Raw genomic sequence first — 22797 nt, 5'->3', positions numbered from 1 at the left:
GGAACGGACGCTTCCTTTGTACTCACCCTCTCGGGCTTTCCTCCGGGCGCTTCCCTTCGGTCTTGCGTTTCCGACTCTATCAGATCTTTCCGATCTGATTTCCTCGGTGCTTTCCAGGTTCCCGCTTTCGCGTTTCCCTTTCCGGCGGTGTCGACTGTATCAGATCCTTTCGGCGTCTGACGCCCAGTCAACCGGGCTTGTCCTCGCGGCCGTTGAGCCGTTCCGACGTCTCAAACCTTAGCGGATTCCCCCGGCAGCGCCTAATCGGGCTGCCGAGCCCCATTCGAATTGAATTCGGGCACGCCGAATTCACCCCGGCTGGGAGATCGTGCTGGTGGTTTGAGGTGCCGCTGAAGCGGCGGAGGTGTTGTCGAAGAACCGTTACGTCCCCGCGGCAACCCGAAGAACTCTACGCATCGGGCAGGGGGGTGTCAAGCACCGCCTGTCAAGATCTTTAATCGAGGTCCGAGAGCCGGCCGCCGGCGTCCGGCTGAGCGTGCTCGACGCGGCGGAGCAGGCGGGTGAGGACCTCACCCAGGGCCGTGCGCTCCTCGGGAGAGAGGTCCTGGAGGAGCTCCTCCTCGAAGACCGAGGCGAGGCGCATGGCCTCCAGCCACTTCTCCCGGCCCTCCTGGGTGAGCTCGACGATCACCCGGACCCGGTTGGTCTCGTCGCGCTCCCGGGTGACCAGGCCCTCGGCGACCATGCGGTCGATCCGGTGGGTCATCGCGGCCGGGGTGAGGCCGAGCCGCTTGGCCAGCTCGCTCGGGCCCAGTCGGTAGGGGGCGCCGGAGAGGACGAGGGCCTTGAGGACCTCCCACTCGGTGCTGCTGATGCCGAGCGTGGCGGTCTGGCGGCTGTAGGCGACGTTCATCCGGCGGTTCAGCCGGGACAGCGCGGAGACGATCTTCTCGACCTGGGGGTCGAGGTCCTGGAACTCGCGCTGGTAGGCGGCGATCTGTTCTTCGAGTGTCGGCTCGCCGCTGATGCCGGAGTGGTCGCCCATGGCCGAAGTATCGCACGGGGCGAGTTGGCGTTGAAGTTCTTCCAGATGTAGTCTTTAGCTTCGAATTTTAGCTTTGAAGTCTTCAGGGGTAACCACTACAGGTTCAAACTCCTTCAGGCGTCGACTACTTGAGAGGGTGAACGTGACCAGGGCAATGGGCGCAGCGATGCGCCGGATCCACGTGGGCAACGCACTCAGCGCGTTCGGGCTGGGCTTCACGGTTCCGTATCTGTACGTCTATGTGGCGCAGGTACGTGGGCTGGGGGCTATGACGGCGGGTCTTGTGCTCGCCGTCTTCGCCGTGGCCGCGCTGGCCGTGCTGCCGTTCGCCGGGCGGGCCATCGTCCGGCGTGGCCCGCTTCCGGTGCTGCTCGCCGCTCTGGTCACCGCCGCGCTGGGCGCGCTGAGCCTGGGGCTGGCCGGGAACGCCACCGCCGTACTGCTGTCGTCGGCGGCGCTGGGCGCGGGGCAGGCCGTGATGCAGCCGGCGCTCGCGACGATGATCGTGGACTGCTCCACGGCGGAGACCCGGTCGCGGGCGTTCGCCATGCAGTTCTTCCTGCAGAACCTCGGTCTCGGTGTGGGCGGGCTCATCGGCGGTCATCTCGTCGACACGACCCGGGCCTCCTCCTTCACGCTGCTCTTCGCGATCGAGGCGGCGATGTTCCTGCTGCTGGTCGTGGTGATGGCGACGGTGCGGATGCCGCGGTCGCCGCGGATGGCGGACGCGCCGACGGCGTCGGCGAAGGGGAGCTGGAAGCAGCTGCTGAAGAACCGGGCGATGGTGCAGCTCTCGGTGCTGGGCTTCATCCTGTTCTTCGCCTGCTACGGGCAGTTCGAGTCGGGGCTTCCCGCGTACGGCGTGGAGGCGGCCGGGATCTCGACCTCGGCGCTCGGGACGGCGCTGGCCGCCAACACGCTGATGATCGTGGTGGCGCAGTTCGTGGTGCTGCGGTTCGTGGAGCGCCGGCGGCGGACCCGGGTCATCGCCGCGGCGGGGCTGATCTGGGCGGTGGCCTGGCTGGCGGCCGGGTACGCGGGTCTGGGCAGCGTCAGCCAGGAGATGGCGACGGCGGCCTTCGTTTCGACGTATGCCCTGTTCGGGCTGGGTGAGGCGCTGCTGTCGCCGACGGTGGCGCCGCTGGTGGCGGATCTGGCTCCGGCGGGCATGGCCGGTCAGTACAACTCGGCCTTCGCCCTGGTCAAGCAGTTGGCGCTGGCGGTGGGTCCGGCGATCGGCGGGCCCTTGGGTGCCGCGCTGCACGGCCCGTACATCGTGACGTTCCTGCTGTTCTCGCTGGGCATCACCGTGCTCGCCCTGCGTATGGGGCGGTCGCTCACGTTGGCGCAGGACCACCCGGCGCTGGCGCGGAGCCGGGTGGTGGCCTCGGGCGGTACGGCTCAGGCGGAGTCGGCTCCGGCGCACGCCTGAGCCGGGGCTCCGGGTGTCAGGTGCGAGGGAGGACGAACTCGCACCACACGGCCTTGCCGCCGCCCGGGGTTCTGCGGGAGCCCCAGCTGGAGGCGATGGTCGCGACGATGGCGATGCCCCGGCCGGATTCGTCGGCCGGTTCGGCGCGGCGGCGGCGCGGCAGGTGGTCGTCGCCGTCGGTGACCTCGACGATCAGGCGGCGGTCGGTGCGGCGCAGCCGTAGCCGCATGGGCGGGGTGCCGTGCTGGAGGCTGTTGGCGACGAGTTCGCTGGCGGCCAGGACGCCCAGGTCGTGCAGGTCGGCCGGGAAGCGCCAGCTGGTGAGGACGCCGGAGGCGAAGGCACGCGCGCGTGGGGCGGCTTCCACGCCGCCGAGTAGTTCGAGTGCGGCGTTGCGGAACAGGTCGGCGTCGGGGCCGGTGCGGGCCGGGTGCTGGAGGACGAGGACGGCGACGTCGTCGTCGTGGTCGGCGGTGACGCCGGCCGAGCGGACCAGGCGGTCGCAGACGACCTGAGGGGTGCCGGTGGCGCCGGCGAGGGCGCGCTCCAGGGAGGCGATGCCCTCGTCGAGGTCCTCGTCCCGGCGTTCGACCAGGCCGTCGGTGTAGAGGACGGCGGTGGAGCCGGGGCCGAGCGGGATGGAGCCGGAGGAGTGGATCCAGCCGCCGGTGCCGAGCGGGGGTCCGGTGGGTTCGTCGGCGCGCAGGACGGTGCCGCCCTCGTCGCGGACCAGGATGGGCAGGTGCCCGGCGGAGGCGTACACCAGCCGTCCCTCGTTCGGGTCGTGGATGGCGTAGACGCAGGTGGCGATCTGGTTGGCGTCGATTTCGGTGGCGAGGCCGTCCAGCAGTTGCAGTACCTCGTGCGGTGGGAGGTCCAGGCGGGCGTAGGCGCGTACGGCGGTGCGGAGTTGGCCCATGACGGCGGCGGCGCGTACGCCGCGGCCCATGACGTCGCCGATGACGAGGGCGGTGCGGCCGCCGCCGAGGGTGATGACGTCGTACCAGTCGCCGCCGACAGCGGCCTCGGTGCCGCCTGGCTGGTAGGTGGCGGCGATGCGCAGGTCGTCGGGGTGTTCGAGTTCCTGCGGGAGCAGGGACCTCTGGAGGGTGACGGCGGTTTCGCGCTGGCGGCGTTCGCTGGCGCGCAGGCGTTCGGCGGCCTCGGCGTGGTCGGTGACGTCGGTGGCGAAGACCAGGACGCCCTTCTCGCCTTCCGCGACCGGCGTGCAGGTGAACGTGTAGGAGCGGCCGTCGGGGGCCTTGCGGGACTTGAGGGTGCGGGGCTTGCCGCTGCGCAGGACCTGGTCCAGGAGCGGGAGCAGGCCCAGTTCGTGCAGTTCGGGCAGGGCCTCGCGGGCCGGTTCGCCGAGCAGGCGGGCGCCGAAGGCGGTGGTGTAGGCGTCGTTGACGTAGGCGAGGCGGTGGTCGGTGCCGTGGACCAGGGCGACGAGGGCCGGTACGCGGTCGAGGACTTCGCGTACGGGCAGGTCGTCGAGGGCGGGCAGGGGCGGGGCGTCGTCGGTGAGCTGTTCGGCTCGGGCGGCGGGGACGGCGCCCGCGCTCTCCCCGCGCCGCTCCGCGGGGACCGCGTGGTCGGTCCGCGCTGCGGTGCGGCGCTGCGTTCCGGGGAGCCGGGCGCTCCAGCGCGTGAAGTTCACGAATCCTTGCCTCGTGTCGTCGTCTTCGGCCGGCTTCGGACCAGGTGGGGGTCTGGGGGCCGGCATCCCCGGGGATGCAGCACTGTGGGGACGGTCGTGTGCGGAGTCGGGTGGGCGGGCTGGCTGCCCGTCCGGGTCCGGGGGTCAGTCTGGCAGTGTGGCGGACCGCGCCGACATCCGTCAGACGCCCGCCGCCTTCCAGGAGTTCCTGGGTCGGGTCAGGACGACCCCTTTGGGTCGTTGTCGCTGTCGACAGGAGGCTTTCCCCCGGCCGCGAGTTCGAACTCCGCACGGGGGTGTTCGAGTGAACCGAGGGAGACGATCTCCCGTTTGAACAGTCCCGAGAGCGTCCATTCGGCCAGTACCCGGGCCTTGCGGTTGAAGGTGGGCACTCTGCTGAGGTGGTAGACGCGGTGCATGAACCAGGCAGGGTAGCCCTTCAGCTTGCGTCCGTAGACGTGCGCGACGCCCTTGTGCAGGCCGAGTGAGGCCACCGAGCCGACGTATTTGTGGGAGTACGTCTCAAGGGGCTCGCCGTGCAGGGAGCGCGCGATGTTCTCGGCGAGGACCTTGGCCTGGCGCAGCGCGTGCTGGGCGTTGGGGGCGGTCTCGGTGCCGGGGGTCGCGGCGGTGACGTCGGGGACGGCGGCGGCGTCGCCCGCGGCCCACGCGTGCGGGGTGCCCTCGATCTGCAGCTCGGCGGTGCACTTGAGGCGTCCGCGTTCGGTGAGCGGGAGGTCGGTGGCGGCGACCACGGGGTTCGGTTTGACGCCTGCCGTCCACACCACGGTGCGGGTCGGGAAGCGGGCGCCGTCGCTGAGGACGGCGGTGCGGTCGGCGCAGGACTCCAGCCGGGTGTGCAGGCGTACGTCGATGTTGCGGCGGCGCAGCTGGGAGACGGTGTAGCGGCCCATCTCCTCGCCGACCTCGGGGAGGATGCGGTCGGAGGCCTCGACGAGGATCCACTTCATGTCCTCGGGGCGGACGTTGTGGTAGTAGCGGGAGGCGTAGCGCGCCATGTCCTCCAGTTCGGCGAGGGCTTCGACGCCCGCGTAGCCGCCGCCGACGAAGACGAAGGTGAGGGCGGCGTCGCGGACGGCGGGGTCGCGGGTGGAGGAGGCGATGTCCATCTGCTCGATGACGTGGTTGCGCAGCCCGATGGCCTCTTCGACCGTCTTGAAGCCGATGGCGTGCTCGGCGAGGCCGGGGATGGGGAGCGTGCGGGAGACCGAGCCGGGGGCGAGGACGAGCTCGTCGTAGGCGAGCTGCTGCCGGCCGGCGCCCTCGTCCTCGGTGGCGAGGGTGGTGAAGGTGGCGGTGCGTTTGGCGTGGTCGATCGAGCGGACCTCGCCGACGACGACCCGGCAGCCGTCGAGGACGCGGCGCAGGGGTACGACGACGTGGCGGGGTGAGATCGAACCTGCCGCCGCTTCCGGAAGGAACGGCTGATAGGTCATGTACGAGTCGGGTGTGACTACGGTGACCTCGACTTTTCCCTGTTTGATTTCTGGTTTCAACTTTTTCTGGAGTCGCAGGGCCGTGTACATCCCGACGTAGCCGCCGCCGACAACGAGAATGCGCGCACGTTCCTTCACCATCCCATGACGCACCCGGCGCTTGAGTTTGTCCACAGGCTCGGCAAATTGTGTGACCGGCGGTGATCGAGCCGCCGGGTTGGCCGAAATACCGGACTCTGTGGAAGGATCGCAGGTCAACGCGGGTGCGCTGGGGTGCCGCCGGGGGTGCAATCGGGACTTATGCGGCCCGTACGCCGATCGGGGGGCGCTCCGTGCGGAACGTGCCCCTTCTGAATTGACTCCCTCTCAACTATGTTCGTGTGTCGACGGGGTGTAGGGGGATGCGCTCGTCGGGCTCAAAGGGTTCGCGACGGGCGGGCTCGGGGTCCGGGCATGTTCCGCCACGCTCCTGCTGTCAATGGCGGGGAGAGTCTCCGGGGGGAGACGTCATTACCGGGGGAACACTTATGCATGTTCAGGACTCTCATTGGTCGACCACGTCCGCCATCGCGTCCGGTGGTGGAGCGATGGGCCAGACGATGGGTGGAGCCATGAGCGCGACGGGGAACGGCCGTGGGGAAGGCCCGCGGACGACGCCGTTGCGGGTGGACGCACAGCGCAATCTGGAGCACGTGCTGCGCGCGGCGCGCGAGGTCTTCGGCGAGCTGGGGTACGGCGCGCCGATGGAGGACGTGGCGCGGCGGGCGCGGGTCGGCGTGGGCACGGTCTACCGCCGCTTCCCGAGCAAGGACGTCCTGGTGCGCCGGATAGCCGAGGAGGAGACCTCCCGGCTGACCGAGCAGGCGCGGGCCGCGCTCGGGCAGGAGGACGAGCCGTGGTCGGCGCTCTCGCGCTTCCTGCGCACCTCGGTCGCGTCGGGTGCCGGGCGGCTGCTGCCGCCGCAGGTGCTGCGCGTCGGGGTGGCCGAGGAGCGCGGCGACGGCGCCGGGTTCGACGAGGCGCGGGTGCCGCAGCAGCGGACCCAGCCGGGCTCGGGCGAGCTGCGGCTGGTGGCCGACGAGAACTCCGGGAGCGACGACGCCGGGGCGGCGGCGCTGCTGGACGTCGTGGGCCAGCTGGTCGACCGGGCACGGGAGGCCGGTGAGCTGCGCGCCGATGTGTCGGTGGCGGACGTCCTGCTGGTGATCGCGACGGCGGCGCCCTCGCTGCCGGACGCGGCGCAGCAGGCGGCGGCCTCGGCACGGCTGCTGGACATCCTGCTGGAGGGCCTGCGGTCGCGGCCGTCCTGATCCGGGCAACGCCGGGTTGACCGGTGGCTCGAAGAGGTGACATCGGGGCGGGGGTTGCCGCAGGCGCCCCCGCCCCGGCGTTCCCGGGGACGTACCGGAAAATCCGGGCGAGCCACCCAACTGCCCTCTTCGGGGGCGTCACTTGTGCCTTCCCCGAAAGAGTGAGGGCACGCACTGGCTCGCGGCGAAACCCCTCGGACGAGTGGAAGGGAGCCCTCGACCGCTGCTGACCAAAAGTCGATATGGCACTCTGAACCGGTGTTCGGGACAGGTTGGGCCGGCGGCGGGGGCTTTCCGCGATGAGCGTTGACGGGTGGGACGAGTCACTCGGTGACGGTGACGCGGAGGACAACACCCCGGCCTCGCCCCATGTGCCGAGCCAGGGCGGCCGCGCCGACGTCCCGCAGGGCGGCGAGCCCCCGCTGGTGGCCGGTATCCCGGCGCAGGGCGGCGAGCCCGTGGAGGGCAACGTCCCCGCGCAGCGCGACCGGCGCGAGGACGGCGTACTGCCTCCGCCCCGGGATCTGCCGCCGTCCGACGCCGACTTGATCGGCCGGATGCGCTCCGGCGACGACTCGGCCTACGAGGAGCTGTACCGCAGGCATGCCGAGGCGGTCCGCCGCTACGCCCGTACCTGCTGCCGCGACGGCCACACCGCCGAGGACCTCACCGCCGAGGTGTTCGCGCGGATGCTGCAGGCGGTACGCGGCGGTTCGGGGCCCGAGCACGCCGTACGCGCGTACCTGCTGACCTCGGTCCGCCGGGTGGCCGCCACCTGGACGAAGTCCGCGAAACGGGAGCAACTGGTCGACGACTTCGCGGTGTTCGCCGCGCAGGCCGCGCGTTCCAGCGACGTACCGGACGACGACACCCTGGATCTCGGCGCGGACGTGCGCGCGATGCACGAGGCCGAGCAGTCGATGGCCATGCAGGCGTTCCGGTCGCTGCCGGAGCGCTGGCAGGCCGTGCTGTGGCACACCGAGGTCGAGGACGAGTCCCCGAGCGAGGTCGCCACGCTCTTCGGGCTCGACGCCAACGGCACGCGCGTGCTGGCCAGCCGCGCCCGCGAAGGGCTCAAGCAGGCCTACCTCCAGGCCCATGTCAGCGCCACCCTCGCCAGCGACGAGGAGTGCGCCCGGTACGCCGACCGGCTCGGCGCCTACGCGCGGGGCGGACTGCGCACCCGCGCGGAGCGGGGACTGCGCAAGCACCTGGAGGAGTGCGCGAAGTGCCGGCTGGCCGCGGGCCAGATCAAGGAAGTCGCCAGCGGTATCCCCGCCGTGGTCCCGGTGGCCGTCATCGGCTGGTTCGGCGCCGCCGGGTACGCCAAGGCGGCCGCGCTGATCGCGGGCGGCACCGGAGCGGGAGCCGCGGGCGCGGCGGGCGCCGCCGCCGCGGCGGGCGGTTCTTCCTCGGCGGGCGCCGGGGGTGCCGCAGCGGCCGGGGGTTCCTCCTCCAGCGGGGCCGGCGGCGGCGCCGCTGCCGCGGAAGGGCTCGGCGCGCCGGTGAAGGCCGGTATCGCCGCCGGTGTGGTCGCGGTGGCCGCGGCGGCGGTCGCCCTCGCCCTGGTCGCGAACCAGGACCCGGCCCCCGAGCCGGACGCCAAGCCGCCGGTGACCTCCCACGCGCCGGTCGTCGAGGAGTCCCCGCACCCCACGCCCCCGAAGAAGCAGCCCCAGCCGGCCCCGCCCGCCGTCGCGCCCGAGCCGGCCCCCACACCCACGCCCACCCCGAAACCGAGCCCGACCCCCACGCCGAAGCCCGCGCCGAAGAAGCCGACGCCCACGCCGAAGCCGACTCCCCCGAGGCCCACACCGACCCCGACCCCCACCCCGACTCCGACGCCGCCGCCCGCTCCGGCCGACTACCAGTGGAGCGAGCTGTCGTACGACATCAACGGCGACGGCACCGAGCCCGAGATGCGGATCGGCGAGAGCAGCTGGGTCTGGCAGCGCTACGGCGTCTCGGTCGGCGGCACGCGGTACGCCCACGGCGTCACCGTGCATGGCGAGTCCTCCGTCACCATCGACCTCAACCGGGAGTGCAGCACGTACCGGGCCATGGTCGGCGTCGACGACATGAACCTGATGCTGGGCAAGTTCTACTTCTCCGTGTACGCCGACGGGGTACGGCTGTGGCGGTCCGGAATGATCAAGGGCGGTGACCCGGCGGTGCCGGTCTCGGTCGATCTGACCGGGCGCGAGACCGTACGGCTGGTGGTGGAGCCGCACAGCCACTTCGACAAGCTGCTGCTGGCGGACTGGGCGGAGTCGAAGTTCAGCTGCTCCTAGAGGGACCTCACGCCCGCCTGGCCGCCGCCCCCGCGCCCAGGGCGTTGCGCTGAGGGGTGATGCCCGCGGGGACGGCACGCGCGCGTGCCGGGGTGCCGGTCCAGCAGGTGCCGCGGCGGGCCAGCAGGCGGGTGAGCCACAGCTCCAGGGAGACCAGGTCGGCGAGGCCGTCCAGCGGGAGGGGTTCGCCCTCGGCCGCCGCGCGCAGCGCCTTGCGGACCACGCGGGCCTCGACCAGTCCCGCCTGCGCGAGCAGGGGGGTGCCGAAGAGGGCCATCAGGTCGTTCGCCGCGACCCGCAGTCCGGTGCGGGCGGCCTGCGCCGCGGGGGCGTGGGACGGGGCGCCCCAGCCGGGCGGGAGGTCGGCGACTCCGGAGCTCTCCAGGACCGTGCGCAGGATCTCCGCGCGGGCGCCGGGCTGGACGCGCAGGGCCTCGGGGAGCGCACGGCAGGCGCGGACGACCTGGTTGTCGAGGAACGGCGCGTGCAGGCGCTGGGAGCGGATCTCGGCGGCCTGCTCCAGGACGCGCAGGTCGGACGCGTGCCGGGCGAGCGCCGCACGCGCGCGGTAGTCGCCGGGGCGCTGTCCCGGGCCCACCCCGGAGCGGTGGGTGGCCCCTTGCAGGCGAACCGATACTTCAGCCAGTGCCTCACCCGTCAGCCAGCGCGCGGCCGGACCGGGTCTGGCCCAGGTGAGCGCCGCCAGCGACGCCCCTACGGCACCTCCGGGTTCGTCGAACCGGCGGTGGAGCAGACGCTCGGCGAGCGCCTCCAGGCCCGCGCGGTACGGGGTGCGGGCCAGCTTGCGCGCCGCGCTGTAGACCCGCGCGGGGACCAGCACCGAGCCGTCCGCCTTGGCGAGCGCGGCGACGGGCCGCACCAGGTGGCGCCGCTTGCGGTCCATCAGCAGGTCGGCCAGGCGCGCCGGATGGGCGTCCAGGACCTGGCGGGCGCCGTAGCCGGTGAAGTGGTCGGCGCTGCCCGCGGCGAGCCGGGCCCGGTGCCGTACCGCCGTCACCAGGGAGGGCCCGGGTTCGTCGGTGAGCGGGCCGTCGAGATCGGCGTACGGGAGGGTCTCCTCGCCGCCGGTGACCACGACGTGGTGCAGGCGCGGGTTGGCCGCGAGGGTGCCCGCCCGTTCCAGCTCGGACTCCCGGCCGCGTACCGCGAGGTCGTTGAAGGTGACCGCCAGCAGCCGCTCCCCCGCGCCGGTGCCGTGGCCGAGGACGGTGCCGGGCATGCCGGGCAGGCCGGCGGCGAGCAGGGCGAGGGTGCCGGAGGCGGGGCCGCCGGAGAGATCGGCGCCGATGCCGGGGACGGGCATCCCGCGCGCGGCACGGCGTTCGGCGGGGCCCATGCCCGGTACGGGGCCGGGGTCGATGTCGGGGACGTGCCGGGGGGCGGAGAGCCGGGCGCGTACCGCCTCCACCAGCGCGTCGCGTACGGCGTCCACCGCGCTGTCCGGGTCGGCGGGCGGCGCCGCCACCGCGAGGGAGGCGACCGGCTCGTACCCGGCGATCTCGCGGGCGCCCGCCCGCAGGATCAGCGCGTGGCCCGGCGGGATGCGCCGGACGCCCTCGTAGGGGGTGGAGTCGTCCAGGGCCGCGGGGACGTCGGGGGCGGCGAGCAGGGCGGCCAGGTGGCCGAAGTCGAGGTTGGCCTCGATGAGGTCGGCGAGCGGCAGGGCGGCGGTCGCGTACGCGGTGCCGCCGGCCCAGGGGGTGTAGAACACCGGCCGGGCACCCGCGAGATCGCCGCAGACCATGACCCGGCGGCCGACCTGGACGACGGCCGTGTAGCTGCCGGGCCAGGCGGTCAGATGGCGCAGCGCGCCGCCGCGCGCGGCGAACAGGCCGACCCGCAGCTGTTCGTCGCTGGCCCCGCAGATGCCGAGGACGGCGATCCGGTTCTGGGCGTCGGCCTGCACCACGCGGACCTCGTCGGGGCGCCAGTCGCCGACCGCCCACAGCGGATCGGGGTCGCCCCACAGGAGTTGGGACCCAACCGGGTGCACCGTCTCGCCGTCGGGCCCGGTGGCCCCCGCGGAGCCGATCCCGGCGGCTCCCGCGGCGGTGCTGCTCCATCCCACCAACCACCGCATCTGACGCCTCCACAGGCTGTGGACAACCAGTGCACCGTACGAACCGGTTCCCCATGCTGCCATGAAGGAGGCCCGCCGGAGACGCGGCGGCACCGCTGGAGATTCGCCGAATGCGCCCCCGCGGGCGCCCCCATGTGGCTTGGTTGCCCGCCCGGCGCGGCGTCAACACCCGTGCAGGCCAAGGCGATCGCCTGGCCCCGGCGACGCGAATGCGCCCCGTTTCACTCCCCCAGGAACACCCTTCGCGCCCTCAAGTTCCGTGGTGGGAGCGGTAATCGCCCACGAGAGGCAGGGTCGATTTTCGGCCAAATCGGCGTGACGGCACCGGGTTTGGCCACTCTCCGTACATGCCCTGCGCACCACTCGGGGTGCGCGCAGCCCGGGGGACGGAACCCGCCCCCCGGACCGTTCCGCCGCCCGCGGGGATGGAGGCGGCGGTGTCCCCCAGCCCACTGGATCCAGTACAGCGGGCCGACCCACGCAAGCTCCATGGAATCGCTCCCCCGATGGCCGGAGAAGAGCGCACGGACGGGCGCACAGCCACACAGCGGGAGCACGCCGCAACCGTCCGTACCTGAACCGCACTTCAGTACGGACCACAATCCCGCCATCCGGAAGAATGCCCCTTAACGCTTGGGATGCGGCGAACTACGCTGGGTTTACGAATGCCGCGTGGTTATGCCAGCGCGGCAGCCGTCTGTGTCGAGGGGTGGCGCATGTCCAGGGAGCAACGCGGGCCGAACGAAAAACTCGGCGCCGTTCTCGCCCTCGCGGGAATCAGCAACGCAGGACTCGCGCGTCGCGTCAACGACCTTGGCGCTCAACGCGGGTTGACACTTCGCTACGACAAGACGTCGGTGGCGCGCTGGGTGTCGAAGGGGATGGTGCCGCAGGGTGCGGCGCCGCACCTCATCGCCGCCGCCATCGGCCAGAAGCTCGGCCGCCCGGTGCCGCTCCACGAGATCGGTCTGGCGGACGCGGATCCCGCACCCGAGGTGGGCCTCGCCTTCCCCAGGGACGTCGGACAGGCGGTGAAGTCGGCGACCGAGCTGTACCGGCTCGACCTCGCGGGCCGCCGGGCCGGCTCCGGCGGCATCTGGCAGTCCCTCGCCGGATCGTTCGCAGTGAGCGCATACGCAACGCCTGCCTCGCGGTGGCTGATAACCCCGGCCGACAGCTCGGTGGCGCGTGAGGCGAACCCGGCCGAGGGTTCCGGCGCACCGGTCAAAGTCGGCCACAGCGATGTGCAGAAACTGCGGGAGGCCGCCGAGGACGCCAGGCGCTGGGACTCCAAGTACGGAGGCGGCGACTGGCGTTCGTCCATGGTGCCCGAGTGCCTGCGGGTGGAGGCCGCGCCGCTGCTGCTCGGCTCCTACTCCGACGAAGTGGGCCGCGCCCTGTTCGGGGCGAGCGCCGAGCTGACGCGTCTCGCGGGCTGGATGGCCTTCGACACCGGCCAGCAGGAGGCGGCCCAGCGCTACTACATCCAGGCCCTGCGCCTGGCCCGCGCGGCGGCGGACGTCCCGCTGGGCGGATACGTCCTCGCCTCGATGTCCCTCCAGGCGACCTACCGGGGCTTCGGCGACGAGGGCGTCGACCTCGCGCAGGCCGCGCTGGAGCGCAACCGGGGCCTGGCCACCGCCCGCACCATGAGCTTCTTCCGGCTCGTCGAGGCACGCGCCCACGCACGCGCGGGTGACGCGCAGGCGGCCGGAGCCGCCCTGAAGGCCGCCGAGGGCTGGCTGGAACGCTCCCGCGAGGGCGACAACGACCCGTCCTGGCTCGGCTTCTACTCCTACGACCGCTTCTGCGCGGACGCCGCCGAGTGCTACCGCGACCTGAAGGCACCGCGCCAGGTGCGCCGGTTCACGGAGCAGGCGCTGTCGAAGCCGACGGAGGAGTTCGTGCGCAGCCACGGGCTGCGGCTGGTCGTCTCGGCGGTCGCCGAGCTGGAGTCGGGCAACCTCGACGCGGCGTGCGAGCAGGGCGTGCGGGCGGTGGAGGTCGCGGGCCGGATCTCCTCGGCGCGCACCACGGAGTACGTGAAGGACCTCCTGCACCGCCTGGAGCCGTACGGCGACGAGCCGCGCGTGGTGGAGCTGCGCGAGCGGGCCCGCCCGCTGCTGATGACGCCCGCGTGATCCTTTCGGTCCTTTCCGGGGCCGGGCCGGTGTTCGAGCGCTTCCTGGTTTGAGGGCATTGTCAGTGGCGCAGTGCACTATCGAAGCCGGGAGGTGATGCGGGTGCGGTCGGTGGCGTACGACTGTGACGTGCTCGTGGTCGGGGGCGGGATCGTCGGGTTGTCCACGGCGTATGCGATCACGCGGGCCGCGCCGGGCACGCGGGTCACCGTGCTGGAGAAGGAGGCCGGGCCCGCCCGGCACCAGACCGGGCACAACAGCGGCGTCATCCACAGCGGGATCTACTACCGGCCCGGGTCGCTGAAGGCGCGGTACGCCGTGCGCGGCGCCGCCGAGATGGTCAAGTTCTGCGCCGAGTACGACATCGATCACGCCGTCACCGGGAAGCTGATCGTCGCCACCGAGCGGGAGGAGCTGCCCCGGCTGCACGCGCTGGTGCAGCGCGGGCGGGAGAACGGCATTCCGGTGCGGGAGCTGGGGGCCGCGCAGATCGCCGAGTACGAGCCGGAGGTGCGGGGGCTGGCGGCGATCCATGTCGGGACGACCGGGATCTGCGACTTCGCCGGGGTCGCGCGGCGGCTCGGGGAGGCGTCGGGGGCGGAGATCCGGTACGGGGCGGAGGCCGTGGCCGTGGACCGGCGGGCGTCGCTGGGGGTCGCGGTGCGGACGCGCGCCGGGGACGTGGTGCGCGGGCGGGTACTGGTGAACTGTGCCGGGCTGTACTGCGACGAGGTCGCCCGGCTGACGGGGGATGCGCCGGGGATGCGGATCGTGCCGTTCCGAGGGGAGTACTACTCGCTGACGCGGGGCTCGCTGGTGCGGGGGCTGGTGTATCCGGTGCCGGATCCGGCGTTTCCGTTCCTCGGGGTGCATCTGACCCGGGGGGTCGACGGGGGCGTGCACGTCGGGCCCAACGCGGTGCCGGCGCTGGCGCGGGAGGGGTACGGGTGGGGCGTGGTCCGGCCCCGTGAGCTGGCGGGGACGTTGGCGTGGCCGGGGGCGTGGGCGATAGCCCGGCGGCACTGGCGGTACGGGGCGGGGGAGCTGCGGCGGTCGCTGTCCAAGGGGGCGTTCACGGGTGCGGTGCGGCGGTTGCTGCCTGCGGTGACCGAGGCGGATCTGGTGCCTGCGGGGGCGGGGGTGCGGGCGCAGGCCGTGCTGCGGGACGGGACGCTGGTGGACGACTTCCTGATACGGGAGGGGGTGCGGGCGGTGCACGTCCTGAACGCACCTTCGCCTGCGGCGACGGCGTCGCTGCCGATTGGGCGGGAAGTGGCGCGCAGGGCGCTGTCCGCGCTGGCGGAGGCGTAGTTTTTTCGCCCCCGCCGCCCTTACCCGTCCCATCCTGAAGGGGCTTCGCCCCTTCGACCCCAGGGGGTGGTTCTTCGGGTGCGGGTGGGTGGGGGCTGGTCGCGCAGTTCCCCGCGCCCCTGGCTCCAGGGGCTTCGCCCCTTGGACCCCGAGGCCCGTTCAGGGCCGATCGGGGATCTGGGGGCGTAGCCCCCAGGTACGGGACGGGTAGGGGCGGCGGGGGCGAAGAGACGCCTCCCGGGCACCCGCCCGCGCTCACGTAAAATCAACCCCACTGTGTCTGAGTCCATCCCCACCCCAGCCCCCGCCCCCGGCCACCGGCCCGGGGTGTCCGTTCGGCATACCCGGGGGAAGGGGGAGCCGCGGTTTCCGGACGGGCCGAAGCCCGATCCGGCGGGGTCGCACTTCGAGCGGCGGATCCGGAGCTTCCAGCCCCGCCGCAGCCGCGTGACCGCCGGACAGGCGGCTGCGCTGCAGCGGCTGTGGCCCAAGTGGGGCCTGGACATCGACGGGCACGGCGTCATCGACCTCGCCGAGCTGTTCGGCAACGACCGGCCCGTCGTCCTGGAGATCGGGTTCGGGATGGGTGAGGCCACCGCGCAGATGGCCGCCGCCGATCCCGGCACCAATGTGCTCGCTGTCGACGTGCACACGCCCGGGCAGGGGAATCTGCTCAACCTCGCCGATCACCTGGGGCTCGACAACGTCCGTGTCGCCAACGGCGACGCCATCATCCTGCTCCGCGAGATGCTCGCCCCGGAGTCCCTCGACGGCCTGCGCGTCTACTTCCCGGACCCCTGGCCCAAGAAGCGGCACCACAAGCGGCGGCTCATCCAGCCGGAGTTCCTCGACCTCGTCGCGCCGAGGATGAGGCCCGGCGCGCTCCTGCACTGCGCGACCGACTGGGAGCCGTACGCCGAGCAGATGCTTGAGGTCCTGACCGCGCACCCGGACTTCGAGAACACCCAGGCCGACGGCGGTTTTGCGCCGCGTCCGGAGTTCCGGCCGCTGACCCGTTTCGAGGGCCAGGGACTGGACAAGGGTCATGTCGTGAACGACCTGCTCTTCCGTCGCGTACAGCAGCCTGTGCGGCCGGACGCGCCGCACCGAGACGAACCCCCCACCGGCGCCTGAGCCCACCGCTGTCCTCTGCGGGCTGCGCCCCTGCCTCGTTAGGGTCGATGCCGTGGCCACCGTTCCCCCGTATCCGACGCACCCCACCGACCCCACCGGCGGCGCGCTGCGGCATGCGCACTGGTGGCAGAGAAGCTGTGTGCGCTACGGCGCGCTGATCACGCTGCTCGCGCTCTCCGGCCTCGTCATCCTCGCCCTGGTCCGGGAACAGACCGGCACCGAGGGCTTCCTGGTCGGCCTCGGCCTCGCCGTCCTGCCCGTACCCCTGCTGATAGCCGCCTTCCGCTGGCTGGACCGGGTCGAACCCGGCCCCTGGCGGAATCTGCTGTTCGCCTTCGCCTGGGGCGCCTGCGCGGCGGCGCTGATAGCCATCGTGGCGAACAGTTTCGCGACCCAGTGGATAGCCACCGCCACCGCCGACCCGTCCAGCGCGGACACCCTCGGCTCGACCGTGATCGCACCGGTCGTGGAGGAGTCCGCGAAAGCCGCGGCACTGCTGCTCGTCTTCCTCTTCCGGCGAAGAGAGTTCACCGGCCTCGTCGACGGGGTGGTGATAGCCGGGGTCACCGCGACCGGCTTCGCGTTCACCGAGAACATCCTCTACCTCGGTACCGCCTTCGGCACCGACCAGCTCACCGGCGACAGCGGCATCGCCTCCGTCACCGCCGCCACCTTCTTCGTGCGCGTCGTCATGTCCCCCTTCGCGCACCCCCTGTTCACCGTGCTCACCGGCATCGGCTTCGGCATCGCCGCGCTCTCCGGCGAACGCCAGCGCTGGCGGCGGGTCCTGCTGCCGCTGTCGGGGCTGCTGCTCGCGATGGGCATGCACGCGATGTGGAACGGCTCCACGACCTTCGGCCCGTACGGCTTCTTCGCCGTCTACGCCGCGATCATGGTGCCCGCCTTCGCCCTGCTGACCTGGCTGGTGATCTGGACCCGCCAGCGCGAACTGCGCACCGTCCGCGAGGAACTGCCCGCCTACGTGGTCGCCGGCTGGCTCACCCCGGGTGAGCCCTTCGCGCTCGGCTCGATGCGCGCGCGCCGCCTGGCCCGGCAGTACGCCCGCCGGCGCGCCGGACGGCAGGCGGCACGGGAGGTGGCCCAGTACGAGGCCTACGCGACGTCCCTCGCGTTCCTCAGGCACCGGGGCCGGCGCGGCCGCGCGGGCGCCGACTTCGTCGTACGGGAGGCGGAGCTGCTGCGGGAGCTGTGGCGGCGCCGGGAGGCCGCCCGTCCGGCCCTCGACCACGCGGCGCGCGCGACGGCACCACCCGTCCCGGTGGTGGCGGCGCCCTGGCCGATGTACGGGGTCTACGGGCACCCGGCCCAGCCGACCTACCAGCCCTATCCGGCGTACCCGGCCTACAACCCGTACCGCGGTTAGCCGGTGCGGGAATGCCGGAACCGGCAGCCCTGACGTCGGGGGGTTGTCGTCAGGACCGCCGGGGTTCGAAAGAGCGGGCTGATCAGATGGTGAGGCCCTTGCTGCGCAGCCAGGACAGCGGGTCGATGCCGCCGGAGTCGCCGGTGTGGACCTCCATGTGGAGGTGGGCGCCGGTCACGTTGCCGGTCGCGCCGACCCGGCCGATGATGTCGCCGGTGTTGACCTTCTGGCCGACGCTGACGCTGATCGAGGACTGGTGGGCGTACCAGATCTCGGTGCCGTCGTCGAGGGTGAGCACGGTCTTGTAGCCGTACGAGCCCTCGTAGCCCGCCGAGGTGATCGTGCCGCTGTGCACGGCCTTGAGCAGCGTGCCCGTGGGGGCGGCGAAGTCCAGGCCCGTGTGGTAGCCGGAGGACCACATCGAACCGGCCTGGCCGAAGGTCGAGGTGAGGGTGTAGGAGGACAGCGGGAGCGTGTACTCCTTGGCCAGCTTGGCCAGCCGCTCCTCCTCGGCCTTCTTGGCGGCCTCCGCCTCGGCCTTCTCCTTGGCGGCCTTGGCCTTGGCCTCGGCCTCCTTCTCGGCCTTGGCGGCGGCTTCCGCGGCGGCCTTCTCGGCGGCAGCGGCGGCGGCCTGGGCGGCCTTGGTGTCGACCTGGTCCTGCTGCTGCTCGGCCTGGGCGATGATCCGGTTGCGCAGCGCCTCGCCCGCGCCCTCGGTGCCCTGGGCGGTGTCCGCGGCGGTCATGCCGAGCGTGCTGAGCGCGTTCGGGGAGCCCTCGGGGGCCTCGTCGGCCGCGTCGTCGGAGATCAGCGGCAGGTCGGGCATGGTGATCGCGACCGGCGGCTTGCCGGACTGCGCGCTGGCCATGCCGCCCGCGCCGACGGCGGCTATGACGCCGACGCCGAGAACCGTGGAGCTGCGGGCGAGTCCACCGCCGCGCTGCTTGGAGACGCGGTGCCGGCCGCGGACCGGGCGAATGGACTCCGCGGTGGGGTTCCACTCCTCCCAGGGGCCCTCGTCGGTGCGGTGACTGCCGTAGGCGAAGGCATCGTCACTCCGCTGGCTCGGCACGAACGGGGCCGTGGTGGCAGGCCGGTTTGACGCCACGTGGGCGTGCTCCTTTCCTTCCTTCTCGCCTACCGGGTTAGCTGACGGGTTCGGAGCAGGAAGGTCTCCTACGCGCGTATATCCGCCCGGATTTGCCCGGTGGATTACGCCCGATTCACCCCAAGTGGTGGTTCCCCGGTTCCCTTGCGGGATTCGGCGCGTGCGCACGGAGCCGACTCTTGTGACGGCTGGGACGACCGCGCTGCGTTATCGAACGTTAATAGACCCGGGGTGTGGATTCCAAGCTGTTCCGCTTGATCATTACGGAATCCGGCGGGGACTTTCGGGTCACCAGCGGTCCAAATCGGGCGAGTTGACCAGGACTCAGTCGGCGCGCCGCCACTGACGGTGTGTCAGTTGTTATGCGGAGGGCTTCCATCCGATCACGCGTGGTGACAATGGCACACGGAGGTACAGACGCACCGAGGGCCGGAACCCTTTCGGATTCCGGCCCTCGGCCTTCAGTAGCGGGGACAGGATTTGAACCTGCGACCTCTGGGTTATGAGCCCAGCGAGCTACCGAGCTGCTCCACCCCGCGTCGGTGAAACCAGTGTACGTCATCCACGGGATGCGAAGCACACGCATTTATTCAGGCCCTACAAGTGCGGCGATCACGGCGGTGACCTGCGCCCCCACCCCGCTCCCTCATCCCCCGTGGGTCAGGGTCTCCCAGGCCACGAAGAGGTCGTTCGTACCGGCCGGGCGGGTCCTCTCGGCGAGCTTCCGCGTCGCGGGGCCGCCGATGCCGCGGTGGACCGCGATCTCCAGGACGGGCCCGAGCTTCCCCTCGACCTCGCCGCCGCACAGCCAGGCAGGGGCGCGCCCGCTGTTCTGGAGCCCGGCATGCAGGTCGAGGGCGGCGGCGAGCCGGTCCTCGGTCTCGCTGTAGAGGTCGACGCCCTGGTGGCGTGCGGTCTCGGCGATGTGCGCGGTGGCGGCGACGGCGTGGCCGACGTGCTCGACGTCGCGGCAGGTCTCCTGGGTGACGCCGCTCTTGAACGTCGTCTGCCGGTGCCAGTACGACGTGAGCCGCTGCGGGGTGGTGATGCCGGAGCCGGCCGGGGTGAGCGGGAGGCGGCCGTCCTTGTCGAGGTAGAAGTAGGCGGGCACGCGGTCACGGAAGCGGGCCAGGGCCTTGTCGAAGGTGTCGTGGTCGTCGAGGAAGACGGCGATGCCGATGGCGGCGTCGGTGGCGACGAGGTCCCGGTCGCCGTTGACGTCCGGGACCTTTCTGGCGACCTCGGGGAGGTGGGCGGTGCGCAGCATGGACTCGAAGCGCCGTACGCGGTCGGCGGGCCAGCCCGCGCCCTCGCTGTACCGGACGATCTCGGCGGCCCGCGCCCAGGTGGACCCGGTCCAGCCGGCCTGGAGCGCGGCGTTCTCCCCGCTGTGCCGCTTCAGCTCCGCCGACCAGGCGTCCATGATCTCCCGGGCCTTCTCGGCGTGCTGCTTCTTGCCGGTGACGGTGTAGAGCAGGGCCTGCGTGTAGGCGGCGAGGGCGTCCTCCCGCTCCTGCGCACAGCCCTGCCCGGCCTTGCCGCCCGCGGGACAGTGCACGTCCTCGTACGGCTCGGCCCGGTACTTGTACGCCCCGTACTTGCTGTCCCGCATGTCGAGGTACGCCGTCAGCCACGGTTCCTTCCCCGCGGTGACGTTCTTCCTCATGTCCTCCAACTGCCCGGCGCTGACCAGCACCCCGGGGTGGGTGAACTCGGCGTCCGGCGGCAACGCCCGCGCCAGCGTCCGGTTCCCGCTCCCGGCGGCGCCACAACCGCTGAGCAGCAGACCGACGACCACGAACACGACAGCACGCCCACGTACAGACCTCATGCAGGCAGCGTGTCCCGGCGGGGCGGGGGGTCGCAGGGTTTGTTGGGCCGATCGGAGCTGGGGGCGGGTTACTTCAGCAGGTGCCGGTTCGGGGCCTTCGCCCGGTCCTCGTACTCCGGGAGTTCGACCACGACGGCTCCCGCCGACGTCAGCACGCCCGTTCCGTCCGCCTCGGTCACGAAGGTGTCGGGTTCCCGCCAGGCCGTCACCACCCGGCGGACGCCCGACCGGAGGATCAGACCGGCGCAGGGGGTGGGGCGGGAGGAGCGGTGGGCGCAGGGTTCGAGGCTGCTGTAGATCGTGGCGGTGGGCAGGCGGGGGTCGTCGGGGGCCAGCTTGGCCAGGGCCGCCTCCTCGGCGTGGACCACGGGGTCGTCCCCCTCGCGGGAGTGGCCGCGGGCGAGTTCGGTGCCGTCGGCGGCGACCACCACCGCTCCCACGCTGAAGGCCGTCTCGGAGGGCGGGCACAGTTCGGCCAGTTCGCAGGCCAGGCGCAGCCAGTGGCGGTCGGCGGCGTTCGGAGCGGTACCGGTGCCGGGGGCGGTGGGCTCGTAGCGCATCAGGACCACGTCCTCGATGCGGCGGGTCTCCACCAGGCGCAGCCGGCCGGGCTGATAGCCGCCGGGGCCGAAGAGGCGGGGCGCGGACGGGTCGCCGACGAAGAGCGGGGCGAGGACGAGCTGGAGTTCGTCGGCGAGGCCCTGCTGGAGGAGCTGGGTGTGGATCGTGCCCCCGCCCTCGACCATCAGGCGCTCCACGCCCCGGTCGTGCAGGTCGGCGAGCAGCCGCAGCCAGTCCAGGTCGTCCCCGAGGGCGACCACGTCGGCCGCGAGGCCCACGGCCCGGGCCCGCTCCGCGCCCTTGTCGGTCGTATAGACGACCTTGTCGCCGCCGGTGTGCCAGAACTTGGCCGCCGGGTCCAGGTCGCCGCTGCCGCTGACGGTGACCTTCAGGGGGTACTCCGGCTTGCCCGCCGCCGTGCGGGCCGCGCGCCGCTCGGGGGAGTTCACCAGCAGGCGCGGGTTGTCGGCGCGGATGGTCCCGGCGCCGACGAGGATGGCGTCGACACCGGCCCGTACCTCGTCGACCCGGTCGAAGTCGGCGGGGCTGGACAGCAGCAGCCGCTCGGGACCGGTGTCGTCCAGGTAGCCGTCGAGGGAGACGGCGGCCGAGAGCAGGACGTAGGGCAAGGGCATCGGTGCTCCATCGGTACCGGCGGGCTTGGTTCAAGTTTTAAGCAAAACTACACTGGGACCATGACGACCCGCTGGCTCTCCCCCGAGGAGCAGCGCGCCTGGCGCGCGTACATCGGTGCCGCCCACCTCCTGGAGGACGTCCTGGACCGGCAGCTCCAGCATGACGCCGGCATGCCGCACCTGTACTACTCCATCCTCGCCAATCTCTCCGACGCCCCGGACCACCGGCTGCGGATGACCGACCTCGCGGAGCTGGTGAAGATCACCCGCAGCAGGCTGACGTACGCGGTGACCCGGCTGGAGAAGGACGGGCTGGTGGCGCGCGAGGACTGCCCGTCGGACAAGCGCGGCAGCATCGCGGTGCTGACGGACGAGGGGATGGCCGTACTGAAGCGGACGGCGCCGGGCCATGTCGAAACCGTCCGGGCCGCTCTCTTCGACCACCTCAGCCCCGAGCAGGTGGGGCAACTGGAGGAGATCTTCGGCACGGTGACGCGGGCGCTGCAGGGCGGGGCGGCGGCCGACATGCCGTGGCTGCGGCGGTCGTCGCCGTGTTCGTCGGCGTCCGGAGAGACGGAGTAGCCGCGCGACGGGGAGTGACGCGGGGCATCCGTCGGCAGCCGCGCGGCGGGGAATGACGCGGGGCGTCCCTCGGTTGCTTCACAGCACTGAATGACGCAGCTCACATCCCTGTTGCTTCAAAGTTAAAGCATGGGCTAGGGTCGGCACTCCAGGATCTGCTTCAAATTTTGAGCAGTAACCCAGGATGACCGGAGACCCGCATGTCCGAGCAGCCCGCCGCCACCCAGCGCTCCCGCGTCCGCGTACCGCTGCGCTTCCAGGACGGTTACAGCGTCGACGCCGACCTCGTCACCTTCCACGGGCTGGCCGACGGCCAGGAGCACGTGGCCGTCGTCCTCGGCGAGCCCGGACCCGTCCCGCTCGTCCGGCTCCACTCCGAGTGCCTGACCGGCGATGTCTTCGGCTCGGCCCGCTGCGACTGCGGACCGCAGCTGCGCGAGGCCGTCGAGCGGATCGCCGAGCGCGGCGGGGTGCTCCTGTACCTGCGCCAGGAGGGCCGCGGCATCGGCCTCTACAACAAGCTCGACGCCTACGCCCTCCAGGACGACGGCCTCGACACCTACGCCGCCAACGCCGCCCTCGGCCTGCCCGAGGACGCCCGCGACTACACGGCCGCCGCCCAGATGCTCGGGGCCCTCGGCATCGACACGCTCGACCTGCTCTCCAACAACCCCGACAAGGCGGCCCAGTTGCGGTCCCTAGGCATCTCGGTCCGCGACCGCGTCCCCACCGGTGTCTTCACCACCGCCCACAACGTCCGCTACCTGCGCGCCAAGGTCCTCCAGACCCAACACACCCTTCCCTTGGGCGAGTTGGCCTAGCGCACAGCGAACGGACAGGCTTCCGGAAGTCT

General features: G+C 72.2%; 16 protein-coding genes, 1 tRNA gene and 1 riboswitch. Of the genes, 9 read left to right on the top strand and 8 right to left on the bottom strand.

Annotation, left to right across the window (positions count from 1 at the left end; all coding sequences use genetic code 11):
* Positions 1-454 precede the first annotated feature (454 nt).
* Positions 455-1006, bottom strand: a complete 552-nt coding sequence (locus ACZ7L7_RS36150) for a MarR family winged helix-turn-helix transcriptional regulator (RefSeq protein ID WP_093725441.1) — start codon at positions 1004-1006, stop codon at positions 455-457.
* Between the two features lie 154 nt (positions 1007-1160).
* Between ACZ7L7_RS36150 and ACZ7L7_RS36145 the strand changes: the two genes are divergently transcribed.
* Positions 1161-2438, top strand: a complete 1278-nt coding sequence (locus tag ACZ7L7_RS36145; RefSeq protein ID WP_471593416.1) for an MFS transporter — start codon at positions 1161-1163, stop codon at positions 2436-2438.
* A gap of 16 nt (positions 2439-2454) precedes the next feature.
* Here ACZ7L7_RS36145 and ACZ7L7_RS36140 read toward each other — a convergent pair whose 3' ends face one another.
* Both ACZ7L7_RS36140 and ACZ7L7_RS36135 read right to left on the bottom strand, forming a co-directional pair.
* The gene (locus tag ACZ7L7_RS36140; protein ID WP_472077951.1) at positions 2455-4098 is read right to left on the bottom strand and encodes an ATP-binding SpoIIE family protein phosphatase; all 1644 of its coding nucleotides are present in this window, start codon (positions 4096-4098) and stop codon (positions 2455-2457) included.
* A 218-nt stretch (positions 4099-4316) separates the two neighbouring features.
* A complete protein-coding gene (locus tag ACZ7L7_RS36135; protein WP_472077950.1) occupies positions 4317-5696 on the bottom strand; it encodes an NAD(P)/FAD-dependent oxidoreductase in 1380 nt (459 codons plus the stop codon).
* A gap of 386 nt (positions 5697-6082) precedes the next feature.
* On the opposite strand from ACZ7L7_RS36135, the gene ACZ7L7_RS36130 reads away from it, so the two are divergent.
* Together ACZ7L7_RS36130 and ACZ7L7_RS36125 are read left to right on the top strand one after the other, a co-directional pair.
* Entirely contained in the window at positions 6083-6865 is a 783-nt protein-coding gene (locus ACZ7L7_RS36130) for a TetR/AcrR family transcriptional regulator (RefSeq protein WP_285516226.1), read from the top strand.
* Between the two features lie 299 nt (positions 6866-7164).
* Positions 7165-9156, top strand: a complete 1992-nt coding sequence (locus ACZ7L7_RS36125) for a sigma-70 family RNA polymerase sigma factor (protein WP_471593413.1) — start codon at positions 7165-7167, stop codon at positions 9154-9156.
* 7 nt (positions 9157-9163) lie between these two features.
* Here the strand turns inward: ACZ7L7_RS36125 and ACZ7L7_RS36120 are convergent, their stop codons facing one another.
* Positions 9164-11257 (bottom strand): asparagine synthase-related protein, encoded by a 2094-nt coding sequence (locus ACZ7L7_RS36120; protein ID WP_472077949.1) that lies wholly within the window; start codon positions 11255-11257, stop codon positions 9164-9166.
* 716 nt (positions 11258-11973) lie between these two features.
* On the opposite strand from ACZ7L7_RS36120, the gene ACZ7L7_RS36115 reads away from it, so the two are divergent.
* From ACZ7L7_RS36115 to ACZ7L7_RS36100, 4 genes are all read left to right on the top strand, one after another.
* Positions 11974-13398 (top strand): MFS transporter, encoded by a 1425-nt coding sequence (locus tag ACZ7L7_RS36115; RefSeq protein WP_285516223.1) that lies wholly within the window; start codon positions 11974-11976, stop codon positions 13396-13398.
* A gap of 96 nt (positions 13399-13494) precedes the next feature.
* Positions 13495-14709 carry an L-2-hydroxyglutarate oxidase gene (lhgO, locus tag ACZ7L7_RS36110; RefSeq protein ID WP_471593415.1) on the top strand — a complete coding sequence of 405 codons (1215 nt, stop codon included), beginning with the start codon at positions 13495-13497 and terminating at the stop codon, positions 14707-14709.
* Between the two features lie 276 nt (positions 14710-14985).
* Positions 14986-15843 carry a tRNA (guanosine(46)-N7)-methyltransferase TrmB gene (gene trmB / locus ACZ7L7_RS36105; protein ID WP_471593412.1) on the top strand — a complete coding sequence of 286 codons (858 nt, stop codon included), beginning with the start codon at positions 14986-14988 and terminating at the stop codon, positions 15841-15843.
* Between the two features lie 52 nt (positions 15844-15895).
* Positions 15896-17227, top strand: coding sequence for a PrsW family intramembrane metalloprotease (locus ACZ7L7_RS36100; RefSeq protein ID WP_472077948.1), 1332 nt, complete (start codon positions 15896-15898; stop codon positions 17225-17227).
* Positions 17228-17309: 82 nt separating this feature from the next.
* On the opposite strand, the gene ACZ7L7_RS36095 is transcribed toward ACZ7L7_RS36100, so the two are convergent.
* The 4 genes from ACZ7L7_RS36095 to ACZ7L7_RS36080 all read right to left on the bottom strand — a co-directional run bounded on the left by ACZ7L7_RS36095 (position 17310) and on the right by ACZ7L7_RS36080 (position 21362).
* Positions 17310-18335: a M23 family metallopeptidase gene (locus ACZ7L7_RS36095; RefSeq protein ID WP_453606055.1), complete on the bottom strand. Its 1026-nt coding sequence runs from the start codon at positions 18333-18335 to the stop codon at positions 17310-17312.
* Positions 18336-18346: 11 nt separating this feature from the next.
* Positions 18347-18504, bottom strand: a riboswitch (cyclic di-AMP (ydaO/yuaA leader).
* Positions 18505-18800: 296 nt separating this feature from the next.
* Positions 18801-18874: transfer RNA gene (locus ACZ7L7_RS36090), tRNA-Met, on the bottom strand.
* 107 nt (positions 18875-18981) lie between these two features.
* Positions 18982-20166, bottom strand: a complete 1185-nt coding sequence (locus tag ACZ7L7_RS36085; RefSeq protein WP_285516220.1) for an alginate lyase family protein — start codon at positions 20164-20166, stop codon at positions 18982-18984.
* A gap of 68 nt (positions 20167-20234) precedes the next feature.
* Positions 20235-21362: a dihydrofolate reductase family protein gene (locus ACZ7L7_RS36080; RefSeq protein WP_453606058.1), complete on the bottom strand. Its 1128-nt coding sequence runs from the start codon at positions 21360-21362 to the stop codon at positions 20235-20237.
* Between the two features lie 60 nt (positions 21363-21422).
* Between ACZ7L7_RS36080 and ACZ7L7_RS36075 the strand changes: the two genes are divergently transcribed.
* Together ACZ7L7_RS36075 and ACZ7L7_RS36070 are read left to right on the top strand one after the other, a co-directional pair.
* On the top strand, positions 21423-21944 hold the full coding sequence (locus ACZ7L7_RS36075) for a MarR family winged helix-turn-helix transcriptional regulator (protein ID WP_285516218.1): 522 nt from the start codon (positions 21423-21425) through the stop codon (positions 21942-21944).
* 200 nt (positions 21945-22144) lie between these two features.
* Positions 22145-22765 carry a GTP cyclohydrolase II gene (locus ACZ7L7_RS36070; protein ID WP_285516217.1) on the top strand — a complete coding sequence of 207 codons (621 nt, stop codon included), beginning with the start codon at positions 22145-22147 and terminating at the stop codon, positions 22763-22765.
* Positions 22766-22797: the final 32 nt, after the last annotated feature.

It is taken from the genome of Streptomyces sp. NPDC110618 (assembly GCF_055657065.1).
Note: the sequence above shows the minus strand (reverse complement) of the source record. Positions and strands in the feature narration are given on the sequence as shown.

Bases quoted from the DNA above. Each gene is read 5' to 3' on its own strand.
- ACZ7L7_RS36150 (WP_093725441.1), bottom strand. From the start codon at position 1,006: ATGGGCGACCACTCCGGCATCAGCGGCGAGCCGACACTCGAAGAACAG.
- ACZ7L7_RS36130 (WP_285516226.1), top strand. From the start codon at position 6,083: ATGCATGTTCAGGACTCTCATTGGTCGACCACGTCCGCCATCGCGTCC.
- ACZ7L7_RS36075 (WP_285516218.1), top strand. From the start codon at position 21,423: ATGACGACCCGCTGGCTCTCCCCCGAGGAGCAGCGCGCCTGGCGCGCG.
- ACZ7L7_RS36125 (WP_471593413.1), top strand. From the start codon at position 7,165: ATGAGCGTTGACGGGTGGGACGAGTCACTCGGTGACGGTGACGCGGAG.
- ACZ7L7_RS36145 (WP_471593416.1), top strand. From the start codon at position 1,161: ATGGGCGCAGCGATGCGCCGGATCCACGTGGGCAACGCACTCAGCGCG.
- ACZ7L7_RS36070 (WP_285516217.1), top strand. From the start codon at position 22,145: ATGTCCGAGCAGCCCGCCGCCACCCAGCGCTCCCGCGTCCGCGTACCG.
- ACZ7L7_RS36085 (WP_285516220.1), bottom strand. From the start codon at position 20,166: ATGAGGTCTGTACGTGGGCGTGCTGTCGTGTTCGTGGTCGTCGGTCTG.
- ACZ7L7_RS36135 (WP_472077950.1), bottom strand. From the start codon at position 5,696: ATGGTGAAGGAACGTGCGCGCATTCTCGTTGTCGGCGGCGGCTACGTC.
- ACZ7L7_RS36115 (WP_285516223.1), top strand. From the start codon at position 11,974: ATGTCCAGGGAGCAACGCGGGCCGAACGAAAAACTCGGCGCCGTTCTC.
- ACZ7L7_RS36080 (WP_453606058.1), bottom strand. From the start codon at position 21,362: ATGCCCTTGCCCTACGTCCTGCTCTCGGCCGCCGTCTCCCTCGACGGC.
- lhgO (WP_471593415.1), top strand. From the start codon at position 13,495: ATGCGGGTGCGGTCGGTGGCGTACGACTGTGACGTGCTCGTGGTCGGG.
- ACZ7L7_RS36120 (WP_472077949.1), bottom strand. From the start codon at position 11,257: ATGCGGTGGTTGGTGGGATGGAGCAGCACCGCCGCGGGAGCCGCCGGG.